Here is a 21344-nt window from a genome sequence, read left to right as displayed (position 1 = left end):
TTAAATTATGAAAAATGTAGCATTCATTATCAATCCATTTTCGGCAAAAAAAGAATATCATAGTTTCGTAAAATTACTGGAGGATAAGGTTGAAAATCCATTAGTTTCAATTTCAAAATCAATAAAAGATTCTCAAAGTTTTATTAAAAAAAATTGGGATAATGTAGATATATTTGTAGCTGTGGGTGGAGATGGTACCATTTCTACCATTGCAAAAGAGCTTATCAATACAGATAAAATTCTTGCAGCTTTTCCCGCCGGTTCTGGAAATGGATTTGCGAGAGAGTTAAATTTTACAAAAGACTTAGATTTACTTTTACAAAAAATTAAAGTAAAAAAGAGCATACAAATAGATACTTTTACCATCAATGAAAGGCTTTCCATCAACGTTTCTGGTGTTGGTTTTGATGGTGCAGTGGTGAAGGACTTTGAGAAAACAAATCGAGGTCTATTTAATTATGCTAAAATTTCTCTTAAAAATTATTTAAGTTTTAAACCAATTGAGGTTGAATTTGAAACAAAATATAAAAGTTTTAATGGTAAATATTTGATGATTAATCTTGCGAATACCAAACAATTTGGAAATAATGCGTTCATCGCACCAAAGGCAGATTACACAGACGGGATATTAGAAATTGCTTTGGTGAAAAAATTTCCTTTCTACTATTTTGCAAAGTTTGGATATCAATTGTTTAACAAAACCCTGCAATCCAACAAGTTTTTAACCTACATTTCAACATCGGAAATTTCTTTTAAAATAAATACCCAAAACTGGCATTTAGATGGAGAATATAATCAAATTTCTTCACCAGTTCACATCAAAATAGTACCGAAAAGCTTGCGTGTTTTGGTTTAATTATCAAAACATCAGCACCAATCACCATTTATTTTTATATATGCATCAAAAATTAGAAGATCCATTACACGGAAAAAGACTAGATACTATTTTGGAGGAATTAGTAGATTATTACAATGGTTTTGAAGAATTGGGAAAACAGATTAACATTAAATGTTTTAATGAAAATCCAAGCATAAAATCTTCCTTAAAATTTTTAAGAAAAACAGATTGGGCAAGAACCAAAGTAGAAAGTTTGTATCTTTATGTTTTGAGACAGAAAAATTTATAAAAACTAATCAGGAAAGTAATCAGACTTTCTAATTTTAAAAAAAATCCAATTAATTCTTAACTCAGTAGTTTTACAATAATATTCAATCCAATTTTCTATATTAAATAATTCGAAATGAAAAAATATTTCCTTTTTATATTAGCAGCTAGTTTTTATTCTGGACAAACTATAGTAAAAAAAGATCCTGAGATTTCAATTTATACATCTCAAGTAAATGCTGATTCTTTACAATCTCATGTAGAAAAATTGGTGAGTTTCGGTACAAGACACACCATGAGTTCTACTACAGATAAAAAACGTGGAATTGGCGCTGCAAGAAATTGGGTACTTTCTCAATTTAAAAATTATGCGAAAAATTCTGGCGGAAGAATGGTTGTAGAACTTCAAAACGAAGATTTGCAAGCAGATGGTAAAAGAATTACAAAATTGACAAATCTTGGAAATCCTACAGCAATATTGAAAGGAACCGACCCAAATGATAATCGTGTTTTCATTATTTCTGGGCATTTAGATTCTAGAGTTTCAGATATTTTAAATTTTAAAGATGATGCTCCCGGCGCAAATGACGATGCAAGTGGAGTAGCTGCTGTTATTGAATCTGCACGAATCTTATCTCAATCAAATTTTCCTGCAACTATTGTTTTTGTAGCTGTTTCCGGCGAAGAACAAGGACTTTTAGGAGCAAAAATGCTTTCTGATAGAGCCTTAAAAGAAAAATGGAATGTAGTTGCAATGCTGAACAATGATATGATTGGCAACAATGAAGCTTCTGACACAAAGAATATAACCAATACCCAACTAAGAATTTTCAGCGAAGGTTTGCCGTTTGTAGACTTAGACAAAAAAGCAAAAACAATTCGTGCTTATGGTTTGGAAAATGACGGAAACCCAAGGCAATTGGCAAGATATTCCAAAGAAATAGGCGAAAGATATATTGATAATTTAGAAATGAAATTGATCTATAGAAACGACCGTTTTTTAAGAGGTGGCGATCATACTCCTTTTGTGGAAGCGGGTTTTGCTGCAATTCGTTTTACAGATTTTAATGAAAATTTTGACCATCAACATCAAGATTTACGCACAGAAAAAAATGTAGAATTGGGTGATTTAACAAAATTTATGGATTTTGAATATTTACGAAAAAATACCGCCGTCAATGTTTCTATACTTTCCAATCTTGCAAAAGCACCTTCTGCACCAGAAAACGTAAAAATGGAAGTGAAAGAATTATCAAATTTTACGAGCTTAAAATGGACTTCACCTGAAGTTGGAAAGGTAAATGGATACTATATTTTGATAAGGGAAACCGACCAGTCTATGTGGCAAAAGAAAATTTTCACCAAAGATTTAGCAATTAAAATTCCGTATTCAAAAGACAATTATTTCTTTGCGGTTCAAAGTGTTTCTGAAAGTGGCAATGAAAGCTTACCGGTAGTTCCTGAAGTTGAAAGATAATGCTAATTCCTAATCTTGCAGACCTTTTTTATAAGCGTCCAATGTTCGCAATCTCGCTTCTTTGTGATCTACGATAGGTTTTGGGTACAAATCTGTTCCAAATTCTGGAACCCACTTTTTAATATATTTAAAATCTGGATCAAATTTTTCTTGTTGGGATGTTGGATTGAAAATTCTAAAATAGGGTGCTGAATCGCAACCAGTTCCAGCTGCCCATTGCCAATTTCCGTTGTTAGAAGAAAGTTCGTAATCTAATAATTTTTCTGCAAAATAAGCTTCCCCAACTCGCCAATCTATCAGAAGATCTTTTACCAGAAAACTTGCAGTGATCATACGTACTCTATTGTGCATAAATCCCGTTGTGTTCAGTTCTCGCATACCCGCATCTACAATAGGAAAACCTGTTTTTCCTTCGCACCATTTTTTTAAATCTTCTGCGTTTTCTTTCCACTCAATTCCATCGTACTTAGATTTAAAATTATTATGGACCACTTTTGGAAAATGATATAAAATCTGCATAAAGAATTCTCGCCAGATTAATTCTTTTAAGAATACTTCGTTTAAATCTTTAGTTTCTTTTATTATTTTCCGTATGCTTTTAGTACCGAATCTTAAATGAAGAGATAACCTTGTAGTTGCATCTTTTGCGGGCAAATTTCTATTTTCGTCGTAAGTTTGTATTTGTTTTTTAGTCACATTACCCTCAGGAAAAGGAATGCTAGTTTCTTCAAAACCAATATCTTGAAGAGTCATATTCTTATTAAAAAATGGAAGTAAATTTTCAAGTAATTTTATCGAAGGAAATTCCTCTAAATTCGATTCTTTGAAAAGTTTTAGCCAAATTTTTGAATATGGGGTGTAGATTGTATAAGGTTTTCCATCAGCTTTCATCACTTCATCTTTATGAAAGATAACTTGATCTTTAAATAATTGAAAATCAGATTGATGATGTTCTAAAAGTTCTTTAATCCTTACATCTCTTGCTATTGCTTGAGGTTCATAATCTTCATTAGCGAAAACACATTTAAGATTATATTTTTTGTTTAATTCTTCAAATATTTCTTCAGGTTTCCCAAGAAAATACTGAATCTGATGTCCATCAGTTTCAAGAATTTTATTCATTTCTTCCAAAGAATTGTAGATAAATTCTACACGGGCATCTTTTTTATTTGGCAATAATTCAAGTATAGTTTCATCAAAAATAAAAATTGGTAAAACGGGTAATTTGCCCTTCAAAGCTTGATAAAATCCATGATTATCATCTAATCTCAAATCTCTTCGAAACCAAAAAATATTTATATCTTTCATACCATTTTTTCCAATTCGTGTATATTTTCATTTCGCATCGTACTGTATAAAGTATGATGAAACAGATTTAATTTTTTTAATAAATTCAAAAATGTTTCTTTTTCCTTAATATCAAAATCGCCGCAAATAATTTTAGAAGCCAAAGTTATTTTGTCCATACTTTCTGCAAAAATTGCTTTTCCTTTTGCTGTTACAGAAATCCTCACGCTGCGCTTATCTTCAAGATCTGGAAATTCTTCTATTAAATTATTTTTCACCAATCTTTTGATAATTTCTATACCTGTTTGTTTTTCGTGACCATTTTTTTCTACCAATTGGGTTTTCGTAAGAGAATCAAAATCCATTAAACGAAAAAGATAGGTGAAATCCTCATTCACTAAATCTGGAAAGTCATGCAATGCCTTTTTCATCAATAATTTTGCATATCTATTCAACAAAATAGTCTGTTTTGCTATTTCGTTTTCTACGTCATTCGCAACAATATTATATTTATCGGTAAGGCGTTTTGGTGTTTCTTTCTCGTAAGCTTTTTCATTCAAAAAATTTCTAAAATCTTCTATAGAAAGGTTGCTCTTGTGGTTTTTCGACTGAAAAGCTTTTACCTCATTCAGTACGTCTATTGCTAAATCTATTTCCATATTGTATTTTTTTTAATTTTTAATACTTCCCATTCCACCATCAACAGCAATTACTTGTCCTGTAATCCAAGATGCATTTTCAGATAAAAGAAAACTTGCAATTTTTGCCATTTCTCCTGGATTGCCTACTCTTTTCAATGGATGTCTGTTTGCAGAAGCTTCCATTTTTTCCGGAGATGATAGTAATTTTTCCGCTAATGTAGTGTTTGTTAACGAAGGTGCAATTGCATTCACCCGAATATTAAAATTTGATAATTCTGCAGCCAAACTTATGGTCAATCCTTCTATTGCACCTTTGCTGCTTGCAATAGAAGCGTGAAATGGCATTCCAATTTTTGCAGCAACTGTACTAAAAAATACAATACTTGCATTTCTAGATTTTTTTAAAGCTGGCAAAAAGTGCTGAACGGCTTTTACAGCTCCCAAAAAATTTATTTGAAAATCTTCTATAAAATCTGATTCAGACAATCTGTTGAAAGGCTTTAAATTAATACTTCCTGGACAATATACCAATCCATGAATTTCTTCTGGAAATTCAAATTGATCATAGGTATCTGATAAGACATCAAATTGATGAAAATTTACATTTAGATTTTTAATTTCTTCTGTAGAAGTTCTTGAGAGCGCATAAACAGAATTTTGTAAAGCTAAATTTTCTACAATTTTTAATCCTATTCCTTTTCCAGCTCCTATTACTATTATATTTTTTTTAGATTCGTTCATCAATATTTAGTTTAGATTATATTTAAGAAATGTATTTCAAATAATGATTGATTTCTATATTTTTTGCACCAATATCATGCATTAAACTATACAGACCAAAAAAAGTTCTGTTGATATAAATGAAATGTTTGCTTCCTCTATTTCCATTCATTTTTTTCAGTTGTGTATTTTTCGCATATTTCTGACCAAGATCTGCAATGTCTTGGAAGAATTTTTCGTTAGAAAAATCAAAATATTCATCTTGTAAAGGTTGTGTGAATAAAAATAATAATTCTTTGAAAATTTCGGAGAAGAAAGCGCGTTCTTCTGCAGAGTCGTCTTCTCGTAATATTTCTAAAGCAAAAAGTTTTTGTTGAAAAATTTCTGGATTATTCAAATTTGATCTGTCTGATAATTCAAAATAAGGAGTGTAAAATTCCATCGGAATATTTTTCATACATCCAAAATCTATCGCTATTAATTCAGAATTCTCTGAAACCAAAAAATTTCCTGGATGAGGATCTGCATGTACTTTTTTTAAGATATGAAGCTGATACATGTAAAAATCCCAAAATGTTTGCCCAATTTTTTGACGATTTTCTTGAGAAGCATTGGATTTAGAAAATTCTGAAAGTGGAACTCCATTCATCCAATCCATCGTGATGATGCGATCTGTAGAAAATTCTGGATAGTATTCTGGAAATAGAAGATTGGGAATATTCTTGCAATTTTCTGCAACTTCTCTACTTTGTTTTAATTCTAAAATGTAATCCGTTTCTTCCAACAATTTATTTTCAACCTCTTTGAAATATTGATCAGAATCTTTCCCTCGAATATTAAACATTTTGATGGCAATAGGTTTTACCATTGTCAAATCTGAGGAAATACTATCCGAAACTCCAGGATATTGAATTTTTACGGCTAAGTTTTTACCATCTTTTTTAGCTTTGTGCACTTGGCCAATACTTGCAGCATTCACAGAATTTAGATCAAACTCGTCAAAAATTTCGCTAGGATTTTTTCCAAAATATTTTCTAAAAGTTTTTTGTACTAGTGGCGCAGATAGTGGCGGTACAGAAAATTGAGAGAGCGAAAATTTTTCTACATAAGCTTCTGGCAATATGTTTTTCTCCATGCTTAGCATTTGAGCAACTTTCAACGCACTTCCTTTCAATTCCTTCAAACTGTCGTAGATATCTTCTGCGTTGTTTTTATCTAAATTACTTTTGGCTTCTTCTTCAGTTTTTGTTATTTTTTCGCCATAATATTTTAAATAATTTACGCCTAGTTTTGCACCAGTTGTAATTAATTTACTAGCTCTCTGTATTTTTGATGTTGGTATTTTATCTAAGGTTTGCATGCTTTATATTTTGTTATTTGTTCTTTCAAAATAAATTTGCCAAAATCGACTAATTTTTTGAAAGGTTCAGCTTCTGTTAATTCTAAACTTGCAGCTATTGATTTTTCTATAAATAAATCTGTTTTTTCAAAAGATGGAGATTTATCTTCCATCCAGAATTTAAAAGTGGCAGCAAAATTTCCCCAAAAAATTTCTTCTACACCTTTCTTTTGTAATTTTGCTAGTTTTTCTACATCTTGCATTGTTGCATTCATATCAAACGATTGCAGATTCAAACCTTCTACAAAATGTAAAAATGAAGACTTTAACTTTGAAAACAAGACGAACTGTTTCAAAGGACTTTTATGTTTATTAAATAGATAAAGAACTAAACTTCTATTCAAAGTCAATTGTTCGAAAAAAGTATAGTAAAGGGAAAGTAGTTTGTCATTACCCTCAATTTGTAAATAATTTTCATCTCCGATGATTAAGGTTTTGCTTTCCTCAAAAAAATAAATAAGATATTCCTTTTCTATTTCCTCGAAGTTTGCAAAATATTGATAAAATTCTTTTTCCGTTAAATCAATATGGTTGCAAAAAATAAAAACATTTTTTGGTGGATGATTGTTTTCTAAAATAAAATTTGAATAGCTTTCTAATATTATTTTTTTTATATTCGTTTCTTCCATAAGTATAAATTTTATGATACAAAAGTAGTAAAAATATTTTCTAATTTTAAAAAAAAAGTATATTTTTGTGCTAATATTTTCTGAGACGTATGAATGTTATTATTATTGGTTCTGGTTTTTCTTCTTTAGCATCTGCTTGTTACATGGCAAAAGCTGGACACAAAGTGCTTGTTCTAGAGAAAAATGAACAAATTGGTGGTAGAGCATCGATGCTAGAAATAGAAGGTTTTCATTTTGATATGGGTCCAAGTTGGTATTGGATGCCAGATGTTTTTGAGAAATTTTTCAGTGATTTTGGTAAGAAAGTTACAGATTATTATCACTTGGAAAAATTATCGCCAGCTTATAGAGTTTATTTTGGAGAGCAAGATTATATAGATATTGAAGATGAACCAGAAAAAATAATTCAAACTTTTGAAAATATTGAAACGGGGAGTGGCAAGCATTTAAGAAATTTTTTGAAAAAATCTGAAGCAAACTATAAGATTGCAATGCAAGATGTGGTTTATAATCCAGGGAAATCTTTGTTAGAGCTTGTTTCTTGGGATACTGCCATTCGCTTACCTTTATTTGTACAAAATATTTCACAATCTGTGAGAAAAAATATTAAGAATAGCAAACTTCGCAGTATTTTAGAATTTCCAGTTTTATTTTTGGGTGCAAAACCTTCAGATACTCCCGCTTTTTATAATTTTATGAACTTTGCTGATTTTGGTATGGGAACTTGGTATCCGAAAGGTGGTTTTAATGCTGTTGCAAAAGGTATTTTTAATTTAGCGAAAGAATTGGGTGTTGAATTTGTGATTGAAGAAGAAGTGAAAAAACTTCAAACTGAAAATGGAGTGGTGACAAATGTTATTACTTCAAAAAATTCTTATAAGGCGGATATTGTAATTTCTGGTGCGGATTATGCGCACACAGAAAAATTGTTGAAGCAAGAGGAGAAAAATTATTCCGAGAATTATTGGCAAAAGAAAACATTTGCACCATCTTCTTTTTTATATTACGTAGCTTTTGATAAAAAAATAAAAAGCGCATTACATCACAATCTTTTCTTTGATACAGATTTTGAAGCACACGCAGAAGAAATCTATGATCATCCTAAACTACCAAAAGCACCTTTGTTTTACGCAAATTTTTCTGGAAAAACAGACGATACATTAGCACCAGAAGGTAAAGACGTTGGATTTTTTTTAATTCCAGTCGCGGTAGATTTAGTAGATTCTCCAGAAATTCATGACGAGTATTTTGAGAAAATTTTAGAAAGATTTGAAAAAAATACTGGCGAAAATTTGAGAAATTCCATTATCTTTAAGAAAAGTTTCGGAGTACAGGATTTTAAAGATAGATATAATTCTTGCCGTGGAAATGCTTATGGACTTGCAAATACGCTATTACAAACATCCATTTTAAGACCACAAATAGATAATAAAAAAATTAAGAATTTATTTTACACAGGACAGCTTACTGTTCCTGGTCCTGGAGTTCCACCCGCTTTAATATCTGGAAAAGTAGTAACAGATTATATTTTAAAAAAAATTAAAGCAAATAGTTTTCAAAATTAGAAGTTAAAAAGTACTTTTATATAAATTTAGTAGAAATATAACATAATGCATGGTTCAAAATCTTCATAATTCAGTAAGTTTTAATTGTAGCAAACTCGTAACACAAGCTTATAGTAGTTCATTTTCGCGTGCAATTTTACTTTTTCCTACAGATATTCGTGAGGGAATTTATAATATTTATGGGTTCGTTCGTTTTGCGGACGAAATTGTAGATAGTTTTCACGACTATCCAAAGAAAGAACTTTTGGATGATTTCGTTTTGCAATTAAACGATGCTTTAGCAAAAGGAATTTCCCTGAATCCGATTCTTCATTCATTCGCTTATACAGTGAAAAAATACAATATTGAGAGACAATATATAGATGCTTTTTTGGATTCTATGTACAAGGATTTGGAAGATATTAAATATGAAACCGTAGAACAATACGAAGAATATATCTATGGAAGCGCAGAAGTGGTAGGTTTGATGTGTCTAAAAGTTTTTGTGAACGCAGATCCAAAGAGATATGAAGAATTAGAACCTTACGCAAAAAGTTTGGGTGCGGCGTTCCAAAAAATTAATTTTTTGAGAGATATCCGTGCAGATTTTCACGTTTTAAACAGAACTTATTTTCCAAAAGTTGATTTTCAAAAATTCAGTTTAAGAGATAAACAAGAAATAGAATTAGATATTGCAAAAGATTTTGAAAATGCGTTAATCGGGATCAAATTATTGCCTGTCACCAGTAAATTTGCGGTTTATATGGCGTACAAATATTACATCAATTTATTCAAAAAAATTCGCAATACGGAACCAGAAATATTATTATCAAAAAGAATTAGAGTTTCAAACGCAAGAAAGGCATACCTTTTGGGGGAAATGATTTTGAATAAAAACCTCAAATTGGTTTGAAATCGGCCCTAGAAATTTTGCAAAAAAAAATAAAATCTGTCAAATTGGATAAAAATATGGTTTGTGAAATAAATAGAAATTTAAGTAGGGCGATTTTATATGACCATTAAGTAAAATGTACATATGAAAAATCTACTATTTTTTCTTTTGTTTTCAACTTTTATAAACGCACAATCTACTATGCAATATAAAGAGCAATGCGCAAAAGCAGAAAATTCTACTTCCGCAGCAAAAGAATTAATTAAAAATGCAACCAAAGACTTTGCAAATACGCAACAGCCTATTTATCTTGCTTTTTCTGGTGTAGGAAATTTATTTATGGCAAAGCACGTCTTCAATCCGATATCCAAAATGTCTTATTTTAAAAAAGGCAAAACAGAATTAGATAAAGCCATACAATTGCAACCAAAAAATGTAGAAATAAGATTTTTCCGATTATTATCACAATCAGAAATGCCGAAACTTCTCGGATATTACGAAAATATAGAAGAAGACAAAACGTTCATCAAAAATAATTTCCAAGATTGGAATGATGAAGTATTAAAAAAAGAAATTAAAAATTATTTAAAGTTATAATGATGTTGATATTATTTTATATTTCAATTACGATTGTCTCATTTGTACTTATGGAATGCGCAACTTGGCTCATACACAAATACATCATGCATGGTTTTGGCTGGTATTTTCACGAAGATCACCACCAACCTGGTTATCCTCACGTCTTCGAAAAAAACGATTGGTTCTTCGTTTTCGGAGCAATTCCAAGTATAACGTTATTTTATTTCGGAACTTGGTATGGCATCAATTACCTGTTTTTTATAGGTTTAGGAATATTATTCTACGGAATGGCCTATTTTTTCATTCACGATGTGCTCATTCACAGAAGATTCAAATGGTTTGATAAAACCAACAACAAATATCTGCGAGGTCTAAGAAAAGCACACAAAATACACCACAAACATTTAGGAAAAGAAGAGGGAGAATGTTTTGGAATGTTATACGTTCCAATCAAATATTTCAGAATGTAATATTTTTTTAAGCAAATTTTTTGGGCGCCATATTCCGCCTTCCGTTCCCATTATTTTTTTTGAAAAAAAAAGGAATTCCACTCAAGTCGGGGCGCAAAGTATATATAAATTAAAAGATATTTCCAGTTGAAATAGCAAAGATTAATAGTATTAATTAATAATTCAATATTTTAACCTTAAATGAATTTAACCATTAAGAGTTTAAGAATCATTAAACCTTAATGATTCTTAATTCCTTAATGGTTTAAAAAATATTTAACAATTTTAAAATTATAAATGGTATAATTTTATAAAAATTAGAAATTCATGAAACTCAATATCACCAAACAATCTGGAATTTACACCTTAACTTCCGAACAAATTCTTCCAATTTCACTAGATAAAGCTTGGGATTTTTTTTCAAAACCAACCAATTTAGATAAGATTACTCCAGAAGAAATGGGTTTCACCATCACCAACAATCCTCCCAACGAAACATATCTGGGGCAAATAATCACCTATGAAATTGGTATTTTACCCATGATTAAAGCCAACTGGATTACAGAAATTACCCATTTAGTACACAAAAAATATTTTGTAGATGAGCAGCGTTTTGGTCCGTATGCAATGTGGCACCACGAGCATCATTTTGAAAAAGTGGGAGAAGATAAAGTAAAAATGACGGACATTGTGAATTATAAATTGCCCTTAGGTTTGCTAGGAGATTTATTTGGCGGTGCAATTGTCAAAAATAAAGTTCAATCTATTTTCCAAGGTAGATTTTCTATCTTGGATAAACTTTTTCCATCATGAGAATTTTATTAACAGGAGCAACCGGATATATTGGTAAAAGAGTGCTCATCCAACTTTTAAAAGAAGGTCATCACGTTATTTGTTCCGTACGAGACAAAAGAAGATTTGGCACAAAACTATATGAGGAAAATTTAGGACAAATAGAAATCATAGAAAATGATTTTTTGGATGAATCTACACTGCAAAATTTTCCGAAAGATATAGATTTTGCTTATTATCTGATCCATTCCATGGCTACTTCCTCAGATTTTATGGAAAAGGAAAGCGTGTCTGCTCAAAATTTTAGAATAGCAATAGAAAAAACAGACGTCAAACAAGTCGTTTTTCTCACGGGAATCATCAATGAAGAAATCTTATCAGACCATCTGCAATCCAGAAAAAATGTAGAACAAAAATTAGCCAGTGAAAAGTATGCATTAACCTGCCTTCGCGCAGGCATCATCGTTGGTTCTGGCTCCGCATCTTTCGAGATTGTGCGAGATTTGGTAGAGAAATTGCCAATAATGGTCGCCCCAAAATGGTTGAAAACAAAGTGCCAGCCAATTGCAATTCGCAACGTTCTGCAATTTTTAATAAAAGTTTTGGGCGTAGAAAAAACCTACAACAAACATTTTGATATAGCCGGAGACGATATTCTCACCTACAAAGAGATGCTTTTGCAATACGCCGAAGTTCGAAAATTGAAGAGATACATTTACACCGTTCCTATCATGACGCCAAAATTATCTTCTTATTGGCTCTATTTCATCACATCTACGCAATATTCTCTTGCACAAAACTTGGTAGATAGTATGAAGATTGATGTTGTAGCTACACCAAATGCGCTTGCAGAAGATTTTGGAATTAAATTATTTAGTTATAAAGAAGCCATCGTTTTGGCATTTGATAAAATAAAACAAAACAACGTACTTTCCAGTTGGTACGATGAATTTTCAAGCCAATTTCACCAAAGAAATGTTTGGCAATATCTCGAGGTTCCAGATGAGGGTTGTTTCAAAGATTCTCGATCTATGAAAGTAGATGATGTGCAAGAAAGCATCAACAAAATTTTTAGTATTGGTGGCAATACAGGTTGGTATTACGGAGATTTTCTCTGGGAAATCCGTGGATATATGGATAAATTAGTTGGTGGAGTAGGCTTAAAACGAGGCCGAAGAAACCAAACTGAGGTAGAAGCTGGAGATTCCATAGATTTCTGGCGCGTATTATATTCTAGCAAAGCAGAAAAACGATTACTACTATTTGCAGAAATGAAACTTCCCGGTGAAGCTTGGTTAGAATTTAAAATAATTGATGGAATTTTATATCAAAATGCTACTTTTCGTCCTTTAGGTTTATCCGGCAGATTGTATTGGTATTCGGTTTTGCCATTTCACGGATTTATTTTCAAAGGAATGTTGCGGAAATTGGCAAAAAAGTAAGCATTTTAAAGTCTGAAATTGGAAATTATAAATCGAATATTTTAATTTTTATATAACTTCTGTCAAAGGTTAAATATTACATTGTAATAATGAATTTACTTTAATTAAATTTTCTTTAAGACCATCAGCACCACAAGAAAATTCGCCTTAATGATTCTTAATTCCTTAATGGTAAAATGCATAATTAAATTTAAGCACGAAGGCAAAATATTTCTTTGTAATCTGCGCGTTTAGAAAAAATTCAATGTTTAAAATCTATTCCGCTGCCACAGAATCATCTCCACGTCCATCCGCAACTCCTATCACACTACCATCGTTCTGCACCAATATCATCTCCGTTCTCCCAATTTGATTGCGATGTTCAATTTTATAATTCAATTTTTCTAAATTTTTAATAGAACTTACTGGAAATCCCGTTTCAACCATTACCGTTTCTGGCAACCATTGATGATGAAATTTCGGTGCATTCACGCTCATATTTGCATCAAATTTAAAATCAATCACATTCACCACAGATTGAAAAACCGAAGTAGGAATGGTAGTTCCACCCGGAGTTCCCACCACCATAAAAGGCTTTCCATTTTTCAAAACAATGGTTGGCGTCATAGAAGAAAGCATTCTTTTCCCAGGTTGAATTGAGTTTGCTTCACCACCAACTGCGCCGTACATATTTGGAACGCCCGGTTTCACAGAGAAATCGTCCATTTCATTATTCAATAAAAATCCTGCACCAGAAACGACCACTTTGCTGCCGTACAATCCATTTAAAGTTGTGGTTACAGAAACGGCATTTCCTTCTTTATCCAAAATGGAAATATGTGTGGTTTCTAAAGACTCGCTAAGAAGTGTTGCTATTTTCCCAACTGCTGCACTAGGAGTAGCTTTATTGATATCAAAATTTTCCCAGCGCTTTTTTAGATAAGCATCAGAGATCAACATTTCAGTTTTATTATTGATGAAATCTGGATCTCCCATATATTCTGCGCGGTCTGCAAACGCTCTTCTTTCTGCTTCCACCATTATTTGCACGGCTTCGGTAGAGTTGTGCTGGTGCTTTTCAAGGTTTTCAAATGCCGACATTTTCAGCATTTGTGCCAGTAGAATTCCGCCGCTAGAAGGCAATGGCATAGAGATGATATCAAAACCTTTATACTTAAATTGGAGGGGTTTTCTATTCACAATTTTATAATCTTTCAAATCATTTAAAGTAATGATGCCGTTTCCGCGTTTCATCTCGGCGACAATTAAATTTGCCGTTTCACCCTCGTAGAAACCTCTTGCGCCATTTTTTTGAATGAGTTTCAAAGTTGCTGCCAATTGTTTTTGTATTAAAAAATCTCCAGATTTCCATCCACCATTTTTAAAGAAAACCGTTCCTTTCGGATTGTTTGTGTTAAAAATCTCTTGATGAGCATTCAGCAAATCCGCTTCCCTTTCTGTGATGGCAAAACCCTTTTCAGCAAGATCTATCGCGGGCTGAATAAGTTTTTCCATCTGAAGTTTTCCGCTTTTTGCAGTCTCAAAAAAACCAGCGACAGAACCTGGAATACCCACAGACAATCTTCCTTCTTGAGAAAGATCGGTATTGGCGTTTCCATTTTTATCCAGATACATATCTTTAGTCGCATTTTTCGGCGCCGTTTCTCTATAATCTAGCGTAAAAGTAGAACCATCACTTTTTGATGCCACCAAAAAACCACCACCGCCCAAATTTCCCGCTTGCGGATAAACCACTGCCAAAGCCAATTGCGTTGCCACCATCGCATCAAAAGCGTTTCCGCCTTCGCGCAAAATTTTCGCACCCACTTCGCTCGCCAAAGGATGCGCAGAAACCACCACACCTTTATTCTTTACATGAATTTCTTTGGTAATATTGAAATCTGTGAATTGGGAGAAGCAGAATTGAGAAAAGAGGAAGAGGAATAGGAAGGATGATTTAAACATGATTTGGTTTTACTAGAATTAAAAATTGTTATGCACGACCGTCATAGCGCCACGCTATCATTGCCCCACACTGTCATTGCGAAGAACGAAGCAATCCATACATACACATACTGTCATTGCACCCACACTGTCATTGCGAGGAACGAAGCAATCCCCTATATGCAGTAGTACGGTGCGTATGGATTGCTTCTCCCGATAGTTATCGGGATTGCAATGACGGACGTTGAAGGATTTCTTCTCCCGATAGATATCGGGATCGCAATGACTGATTGTTGAAAAGAATTAAGCAGGATTCTCTGGCTCTTCCGGTGGCAACCCATCATTTCTCTTCACCAGCAACACATTATACTGCTCCGTCAAAGCATTCAATTGATTAATCACTGTAGCATAAGGCGATGGTGGGGTTTCTACCAACGTATGCAGCGCATCTATACGATCCCGAAGCGCATAGTAAGCATCATTGGTTTCCTCTCTTTTAGATTTGATGGTATCTGGGTTCGCATCGCCGTATTCCTGTGTTCGGGAAAGGTATTCGGTGTTGAATTGCGTGTTGGCATCCGACAATTCATCTACCCAAGCGTTCAGTGCAAAAGATGTTACAGCATCTTTCAAATCGGTTTTCTCTTCCCAATCGCGGATCATATTGTTGAGCGTTGCCGTTTCAGATTGATAATTTTGGCGGGCAATACCACTGCCATAGATGTTCATATTGGCGAGCAGCAATTGTGCATTTCTCTTTTTATCTTCCTCAAAATGATAGGCATAACCTTGTAGAAAAAAGAAAATACCGTTGATGGCATCATCTCGTCTTTCATCCAATGCGAGTATTACTTTGGTGCGATCGTTGGCAAGGGCTTTTTTAAATAAATTTTCCAGCTCCACGGTTTTAGCATTAAATGCCGAAAGTTTGGCATCTATCTGCAAAGCAGCAGGATTATTCAGGTTGATGATGCCCGCAAAATCTTTCATGTATTGCAGATATTCTGCGTTGCGGAGTTTTGGTAAGTCAATGGAATTCATATTCTCTGTTCTTAGGTTAAATGTATTATTAAATGAAAAAACGTTTTTTTTAAAGATTTTCCTCCGAAAGTTCCAAGCTAGGGTGAAGGAGGTTTTCGGAGGTGTCCGAAAGTCTCTTACTAGGGTGCGAGAAGCTTTCGGAGGTTCCCGAAAGGTCTAAACGAGGGTGCAACAACTTTTCGGGAAGTTCCGAAAACCTATTGCGAGGGTGTTTGAAGTTTTCGGGTAATTTGGTGGCATCTTTACGATATTCTATAAAAAATAAATTGAATAGTGCCCACATCTTCTCTTTTTGCTTTACTCAAAATTAGGTAAAATATTGATGTGTTGACAATAAATTTTAGAATAATTTAGTACATGTATAAGTAGGTGAAGATTTGTTAGTTTATTTGCAATTAAATGATTGTGATGGATGGTGTGCTGGTAAATTTATTTATTTTAGCAAGGGTAAAACATGGTTGATGTATATGAAACGAACTTCTTTAGAGTGGTGGAAATTTGCATTTTTTTTATTAATTCAAAAATGTTTTTACTGTAATTAAAAAAAAGTTTGTATGAATTATTTGCCATTTATTGTATTTCCCATTTTCTTTCTGCTTATTTTCTTGGACAGATATTATTCTCACAAAAAAGTTGTGGAAGCATTACGTGGATTAAAGAAAATTCAATTTAAATTAGTTAATAAAAAAGAAAATGTGCAATGTAATTCATTAACCATTGGAAGAAAAAATCTTAATTTTTTGTTTCGTACAGCCGACCTCTATTTTATTGATGATGCATTAATTATTGCGGGATATTACAATTTTTTTAAACGTAAAGCTTTTCGAAGTGTAATAATATTGACTAGAGAACAAGAATTTTATATGCAGAGTTTTGCTAACGCAAATAAAATAACAACACCTACAAGATTAAATTTAAATTCATCTAATAATGATGTTTATATTGAGTTTGGAGAAGCTAGTTTCTCGAATACCAATGTGCAAATATGGTTAAAGAATTTAACAGAAATAGAAAAGTCTCAAATAAAATTTACTAAGTAAACCTTTTACAGTTGCCACTCACACGAAAAGGATAAACGCTGCCTTATCAAAAATGGGAATCTTAATTTCATTTGATTTTCCAAAAATCAATACCATAGATTCCCCTTTATTTTCCTATTTTTGTGAACCTTTTAAATAAAATAGTTACAATGGCAAATTCTACGGAGAAAATACTCATCACAGGTGCTCTAGGGCAAATAGGAACGGAACTTACGAATAAATTGGTAGAAATACACGGTGCAGAAAATGTGATCGCTTCTGGCCTAGATCGTTGGGACAAAAACCTTACTTCTGCAGGATTCTACGAAAGAATGGACGTGACCAATACACAATTGGTGAAGCAAGTAATAAAAGATTACCAAATAACAACCGTCTATCATCTCGCTTCTTTACTCTCGGGAACATCCGAAAAGCAACCACTTTTTGCTTGGAAATTGAATGTAGAACCTTTGCTGGAATTTCTAGAAATGGCAAAAGATGGTATGATTCAGAAATTGTTTTGGCCTAGTTCTATCGCTGTTTTTGGGAAAGGAATCCCAAAACATAATGTGGGGCAAGAGGTATTGCTAAACCCGACAACGGTATATGGTATTTCTAAATTGGCTGGGGAAAAATGGTGCGAATACTATGCAGAAAAGCATGGAGTAGATGTGAGAAGCATCCGCTATCCTGGTTTAATATCTTGGAAAACGGAAGCAGGTGGTGGAACTACAGACTATGCAGTAGAAATTTTCTACGATGCTTTGGAAGAAGGAAACTACACCAGTTTTATTTCTGAAAATACGGCAATGCCGATGCTTTATATGGAAGATGCCATCAATGCGACTTTGCAAATAATGGATGCTCCAAAAGAAAACATAACGGTGAGAAGTTCTTACAATTTGGGAGGCATGAGTTTCACGCCGAAAGAATTGGCGGCAGAAATAAAGAAAGAGATTCCTGAGTTTGAAGTGGAATATCAGCCAGATTTTCGCCAGCAGATTGCAGATTCTTGGCCAGCTTCTATAGATGATTCTAAAGCGAAAATGGATTGGAACCTCAATTATACTTTTGGACTTGAAGAAATGACGAAAGATATGCTGAAAAACCTAAGAGTGAAATTGGGGAAGTAGCTTTAGAAAGTAGGAAGTGATAAGTTGAAAGTTTAAATTTATTAAGAGCTTGTTTAAATTTTATAATTAAAAAGTTTTGACCACAGAAGGAACAAAAGGATGAGCTTAAATAATTCTTTTTAAAGATAAAATAAGATCAAACACGATTATCTTCTCTTTAAAACGATTACAAGTTGCTTAAACTCTTGTACCTTTTGTGGCTTTATTAAATTTAAACGAGCTTTAAAACCTTCTACTTGCTAATTTTTTAAACTTTATTCCAAAGTGAACACCGTTATTTCTGGCTTAATGCCTACTCTTCCTGGGAAACCTAATACTCCAAAACCTCTATTTACGTAGAGGTTTTTGCCTTCACTTTCATATAAATCTGCCCATTTTTTATAGCGAAACTGCACTGGAGACCAACGTACATTTTTTAAATCTATCCCGAATTGCATTCCGTGCGTATGCCCAGAAAGGGTGAGATGCACGTTGCTTTTGTGGGTTTTCACCACGCGATCAAAGTGTGTAGGATCATGGCTCATCAATATTTTGGCCGCTTCTACTGGAATTCCGGCAGAGGCTTTGTCTAAATCTCCATACTGTGGAAATGGTTTTTCGCCCCAATTTTCTACACCAAGAATGTAGAGTTTTTCTCCATTTTTCTCAATGATTCTATGCTCGTTTCTCAACATTTCAAAACCAGCTTCTTTTTGAAATTGGATCAATTTTGGGATGTTTTGGGCTTTCTCTTCGGGAGATTTCCAGTCTGCATAATCTCCATAGTCATGATTTCCTAGTACAGAAAGTTTTCCATCTGGAGCTTTGATGGTAGAAAATAAAGGGATGAATGGTTGAAATTCTTCGGCGAAATTATTTACCATATCTCCGGTGAAAAGTACTAAATCTGCTTTTTGTTCATTAATTAAATCTATGGCATGCTGCAATTTTTCTGGATGAAAAAAACTTCCGCTATGAACATCTGAAATTTGCACAATTTTGTATCCTTTAAAACTTTCTGGTAGATTTGGTATTTTAATTTTAACCTGTCTTGCGAAGTGGCGGTATTTTCCAAAGATAATCCCATCTATCACCAATGCTGCAAATACACCTGCAATTGCCAAACCTGATACGCTGAAAAATTTTCTTCTAGATGGATAATAAGTCTCTGAACTTGCAAAGATGGTAGTTATATATTTGAGCAATCTTATTAGATCGTCTACAAATAGAAATAAGATTACCATCAATTTAGGTATCATGAATATTAGAAAAATAGAGGCTACAATCTGTATTCTATGATGATCTCTATCTGCTCTGTTCACATTTAAAACTTCGTATAGAAGTACGCCATAAACGCCAATAGTTAGCACCCAATAGGCGATACGAAAGGTGGTATTGGCGGTGATTGTTTTGAATGCTTGGTATACATAAAATTCTAAAACAAATAGAATTCCTGCGACAATTAATATATTTTTTTGCATTATTTTTTTTGAATAAAAAACCTCAAACCATGATAGCAAGAGGTTGTTATTTTTGAATTAAAATTTGTTGAAAATTTTATTTGGGAAATTTATATATGATACAATTGATGTGCATACCTGCGCCAACGGAAGCAAAAACTACATTGGTATCATTGGTAAACGTTTGATTCTCCATTTTTCCTTTTCTCATCAAATCATACATTGTTGGTATGGTTGCAACGGAGGAGTTTCCAAATTCTTGAATCGTCATTGGTGCGATTGCATGATCGTAATCTTTGACATTATATAGTTTGTAAAGTCTGCTAATCATAGCATAGTCCATTTTTGCATTCGCTTGGTGAATCAAAATTTTGTTTATATCTTGAATTCCAAGTCCGGCCTCGTCTATGGTTTCTTTTATAGCTGCAGGTACATTTGTAAGTGCATATTCATATATTTTTCTACCCAACATGGTAATATGAATAGGGTCTTGATCTGCATTTTTGTTTACAGATGGACTATTGATAAGGTAGTCTAGTTCTATAGCATTGTCACAAATTGTATTGTGCGCGATAATACCAACACCTTCTTCCTCTGTAGCTTTCACTACAACTGCACCAGCTCCATCTGCGAATATCATGCTATTTCTATCATATTTATCCGTGGTTCTGCTCAATGTTTCGGACCCTATTACTAGAATTAATTTTGCAGTGCCCGCTTTTATGAAATGATCTGCTAAAATCATCGCTTCTACCCAACCAGGACAGCCAAAAATCATATCATAAGCGATACACTTTCTATTTTTGATGCCTAATTTATTCTTAACTCTTGCGGCCATATTAGGTACAAAATCCGTGTAGCCTTTCGCAGAAACATCGCCAAAATTGCTGGCGAATATCACATAATCAAATTCCTCTTGGTTGACGCCTGCATCTGCAATTGCTTCTTTCGCAGCTTCGTAGGCTATATCAGAATTATTTTGATTGTCTTCTACATATCTTCTATTTTCAATTTCTGTAATTTCTACAAATTTTTGGATGATTTCTTCATTCGGTTTGGTAAGCTTTTCTCCTTCATCAGAATAAAATTCAGAATTCATAAAAAAATCTCTTCCAATAATTTTAGATGGGAGGTAACTTCCAGAACCGATTATGATTGTATTTGGCATATTTTAATTTAAAAAATTATGCACAAAGTTAATCATTAAAATTTATAAGCAAAAAGTAAAATTATTCTTAAATTTGCAGTAGAATAAAATTATGAAAATCACTGCTTCTACAAAAGGACTTCTTATTTCTCTTGGTGTCTGCATCGCAGCATTTGCGATTTATTTTTTATTTTTAGCCAAGAAAAATGAATATTTGATTGATAACCCAACGAATGACACGTATTATTTTAAAATTAATAATGGCAATGAGCAAACAATAGCATCTGGTCAATATTTTAAAGTTGATTTAAATAAAGGTAAAAATAACATCCAAGTTTTTGATAAACAAAAAAAGTTATTGTACGATTCTGCGTTTGAAGTAAAGAAATATCGTGGCTTGATAAATATCACGCATCAAGATTATTTTGTACATACTCAATATTACGGGTACAATATTAAGAAAGATTCCTTACTTTTGACGCTAGATAAAACAAACATTGATAATGAGTTGTATTTGGGTTCTCCCAAAAAATTCAACTCACTTTACACAGAAGCATTTTATTACAATATTGATGAGAAATATGATGCAATTGTGAAAAATGTACAAAAAGTAGAATCTAGATCTAAAATTTTTAGAAAACAAGATTTTTTGAATTATTATAAAGAATATTATCCAAGTAAATAAT

General features: G+C 32.8%; 21 protein-coding genes. 12 read left to right on the top strand and 9 right to left on the bottom strand.

The features are described 5' to 3' along the window. Positions 1-7: 7 nt before the first annotated feature. The 3 genes from HNQ03_RS04670 to HNQ03_RS04660 all read left to right on the top strand — a co-directional run bounded on the left by HNQ03_RS04670 (position 8) and on the right by HNQ03_RS04660 (position 2582). Positions 8-856, top strand: coding sequence for a diacylglycerol/lipid kinase family protein (locus HNQ03_RS04670; protein ID WP_173778503.1), 849 nt, complete (start codon positions 8-10; stop codon positions 854-856). Positions 857-896: 40 nt separating this feature from the next. Continuing rightward, positions 897-1127 (top strand): VF530 family protein, encoded by a 231-nt coding sequence (locus HNQ03_RS04665; RefSeq protein WP_173778502.1) that lies wholly within the window; start codon positions 897-899, stop codon positions 1125-1127. Between the two features lie 114 nt (positions 1128-1241). After that, positions 1242-2582, top strand: a complete 1341-nt coding sequence (locus HNQ03_RS04660; protein ID WP_173778501.1) for a M28 family metallopeptidase — start codon at positions 1242-1244, stop codon at positions 2580-2582. A gap of 9 nt (positions 2583-2591) precedes the next feature. Here HNQ03_RS04660 and HNQ03_RS04655 read toward each other — a convergent pair whose 3' ends face one another. From HNQ03_RS04655 to HNQ03_RS04635, 5 genes are read right to left on the bottom strand one after another with little or no spacing between them, the layout of a single operon-like run. Beyond that, positions 2592-3890, bottom strand: a complete 1299-nt coding sequence (locus HNQ03_RS04655) for a cryptochrome/photolyase family protein (protein WP_173778500.1) — start codon at positions 3888-3890, stop codon at positions 2592-2594. After that, complete coding sequence (locus tag HNQ03_RS04650) at positions 3887-4528, bottom strand: MarR family winged helix-turn-helix transcriptional regulator (RefSeq protein ID WP_173778499.1); 642 nt, start codon at positions 4526-4528, stop codon at positions 3887-3889. Before HNQ03_RS04650 ends, HNQ03_RS04655 begins: the two co-directional genes overlap by 4 nt. Positions 4529-4540: 12 nt before the next feature. Continuing rightward, a complete protein-coding gene (locus HNQ03_RS04645) occupies positions 4541-5251 on the bottom strand; it encodes an SDR family NAD(P)-dependent oxidoreductase (protein ID WP_173778498.1) in 711 nt (236 codons plus the stop codon). A 22-nt stretch (positions 5252-5273) separates the two neighbouring features. Next, positions 5274-6590 carry an ABC1 kinase family protein gene (locus HNQ03_RS04640; RefSeq protein ID WP_173778497.1) on the bottom strand — a complete coding sequence of 439 codons (1317 nt, stop codon included), beginning with the start codon at positions 6588-6590 and terminating at the stop codon, positions 5274-5276. Further along, positions 6578-7258, bottom strand: coding sequence for a TetR family transcriptional regulator C-terminal domain-containing protein (locus HNQ03_RS04635; protein WP_173778496.1), 681 nt, complete (start codon positions 7256-7258; stop codon positions 6578-6580). The genes HNQ03_RS04640 and HNQ03_RS04635 overlap by 13 nt, the downstream gene beginning before the upstream one ends. Positions 7259-7347: 89 nt before the next feature. Between HNQ03_RS04635 and HNQ03_RS04630 the strand changes: the two genes are divergently transcribed. From HNQ03_RS04630 to HNQ03_RS04605, 6 genes are all read left to right on the top strand, one after another. Next, positions 7348-8823, top strand: a complete 1476-nt coding sequence (locus HNQ03_RS04630) for a phytoene desaturase family protein (protein ID WP_173778495.1) — start codon at positions 7348-7350, stop codon at positions 8821-8823. A 49-nt stretch (positions 8824-8872) separates the two neighbouring features. Continuing rightward, a complete protein-coding gene (locus HNQ03_RS04625) occupies positions 8873-9715 on the top strand; it encodes a phytoene/squalene synthase family protein (protein WP_173778494.1) in 843 nt (280 codons plus the stop codon). A gap of 123 nt (positions 9716-9838) precedes the next feature. Continuing rightward, positions 9839-10291: a hypothetical protein gene (locus HNQ03_RS04620; RefSeq protein ID WP_173778493.1), complete on the top strand. Its 453-nt coding sequence runs from the start codon at positions 9839-9841 to the stop codon at positions 10289-10291. A gap of 2 nt (positions 10292-10293) precedes the next feature. Further along, complete coding sequence (locus HNQ03_RS04615; RefSeq protein ID WP_173778593.1) at positions 10294-10743, top strand: sterol desaturase family protein; 450 nt, start codon at positions 10294-10296, stop codon at positions 10741-10743. Positions 10744-11049: 306 nt separating this feature from the next. Further along, on the top strand, positions 11050-11535 hold the full coding sequence (locus HNQ03_RS04610) for an SRPBCC family protein (protein WP_173778492.1): 486 nt from the start codon (positions 11050-11052) through the stop codon (positions 11533-11535). Next, the gene (locus tag HNQ03_RS04605; RefSeq protein WP_173778491.1) at positions 11532-12956 is read left to right on the top strand and encodes an SDR family oxidoreductase; all 1425 of its coding nucleotides are present in this window, start codon (positions 11532-11534) and stop codon (positions 12954-12956) included. Before HNQ03_RS04610 ends, HNQ03_RS04605 begins: the two co-directional genes overlap by 4 nt. A 255-nt stretch (positions 12957-13211) precedes the next feature. Here the strand turns inward: HNQ03_RS04605 and ggt are convergent, their stop codons facing one another. Next, positions 13212-14900: a gamma-glutamyltransferase gene (gene ggt, locus HNQ03_RS04600; RefSeq protein ID WP_173778490.1), complete on the bottom strand. Its 1689-nt coding sequence runs from the start codon at positions 14898-14900 to the stop codon at positions 13212-13214. A gap of 282 nt (positions 14901-15182) precedes the next feature. Continuing rightward, positions 15183-15920: a DUF6261 family protein gene (locus tag HNQ03_RS04595; protein WP_173778489.1), complete on the bottom strand. Its 738-nt coding sequence runs from the start codon at positions 15918-15920 to the stop codon at positions 15183-15185. 635 nt (positions 15921-16555) lie between these two features. Between HNQ03_RS04595 and HNQ03_RS04590 the strand changes: the two genes are divergently transcribed. Both HNQ03_RS04590 and HNQ03_RS04585 read left to right on the top strand, forming a co-directional pair. Continuing rightward, complete coding sequence (locus tag HNQ03_RS04590) at positions 16556-16960, top strand: hypothetical protein (protein ID WP_173778488.1); 405 nt, start codon at positions 16556-16558, stop codon at positions 16958-16960. 149 nt (positions 16961-17109) lie between these two features. Further along, complete coding sequence (locus tag HNQ03_RS04585; protein WP_173778487.1) at positions 17110-18072, top strand: NAD-dependent epimerase/dehydratase family protein; 963 nt, start codon at positions 17110-17112, stop codon at positions 18070-18072. A gap of 254 nt (positions 18073-18326) precedes the next feature. Here the strand turns inward: HNQ03_RS04585 and HNQ03_RS04580 are convergent, their stop codons facing one another. Further along, positions 18327-19532: a metallophosphoesterase gene (locus tag HNQ03_RS04580; protein ID WP_173778486.1), complete on the bottom strand. Its 1206-nt coding sequence runs from the start codon at positions 19530-19532 to the stop codon at positions 18327-18329. 76 nt (positions 19533-19608) lie between these two features. Further along, entirely contained in the window at positions 19609-20679 is a 1071-nt protein-coding gene (locus HNQ03_RS04575; RefSeq protein ID WP_173778485.1) for a 3-oxoacyl-ACP synthase III family protein, read from the bottom strand. A 91-nt stretch (positions 20680-20770) separates the two neighbouring features. Between HNQ03_RS04575 and HNQ03_RS04570 the strand changes: the two genes are divergently transcribed. Beyond that, on the top strand, positions 20771-21343 hold the full coding sequence (locus HNQ03_RS04570) for a hypothetical protein (protein ID WP_173778484.1): 573 nt from the start codon (positions 20771-20773) through the stop codon (positions 21341-21343). The last annotated feature ends 1 nt before the right edge of the window (position 21344 follow it).

The organism is Frigoriflavimonas asaccharolytica, assembly GCF_013294015.1.
Lineage (GTDB): Bacteria > Bacteroidota > Bacteroidia > Flavobacteriales > Weeksellaceae > Frigoriflavimonas > Frigoriflavimonas asaccharolytica.
Note: the sequence above shows the minus strand (reverse complement) of the source record. Positions and strands in the feature narration are given on the sequence as shown.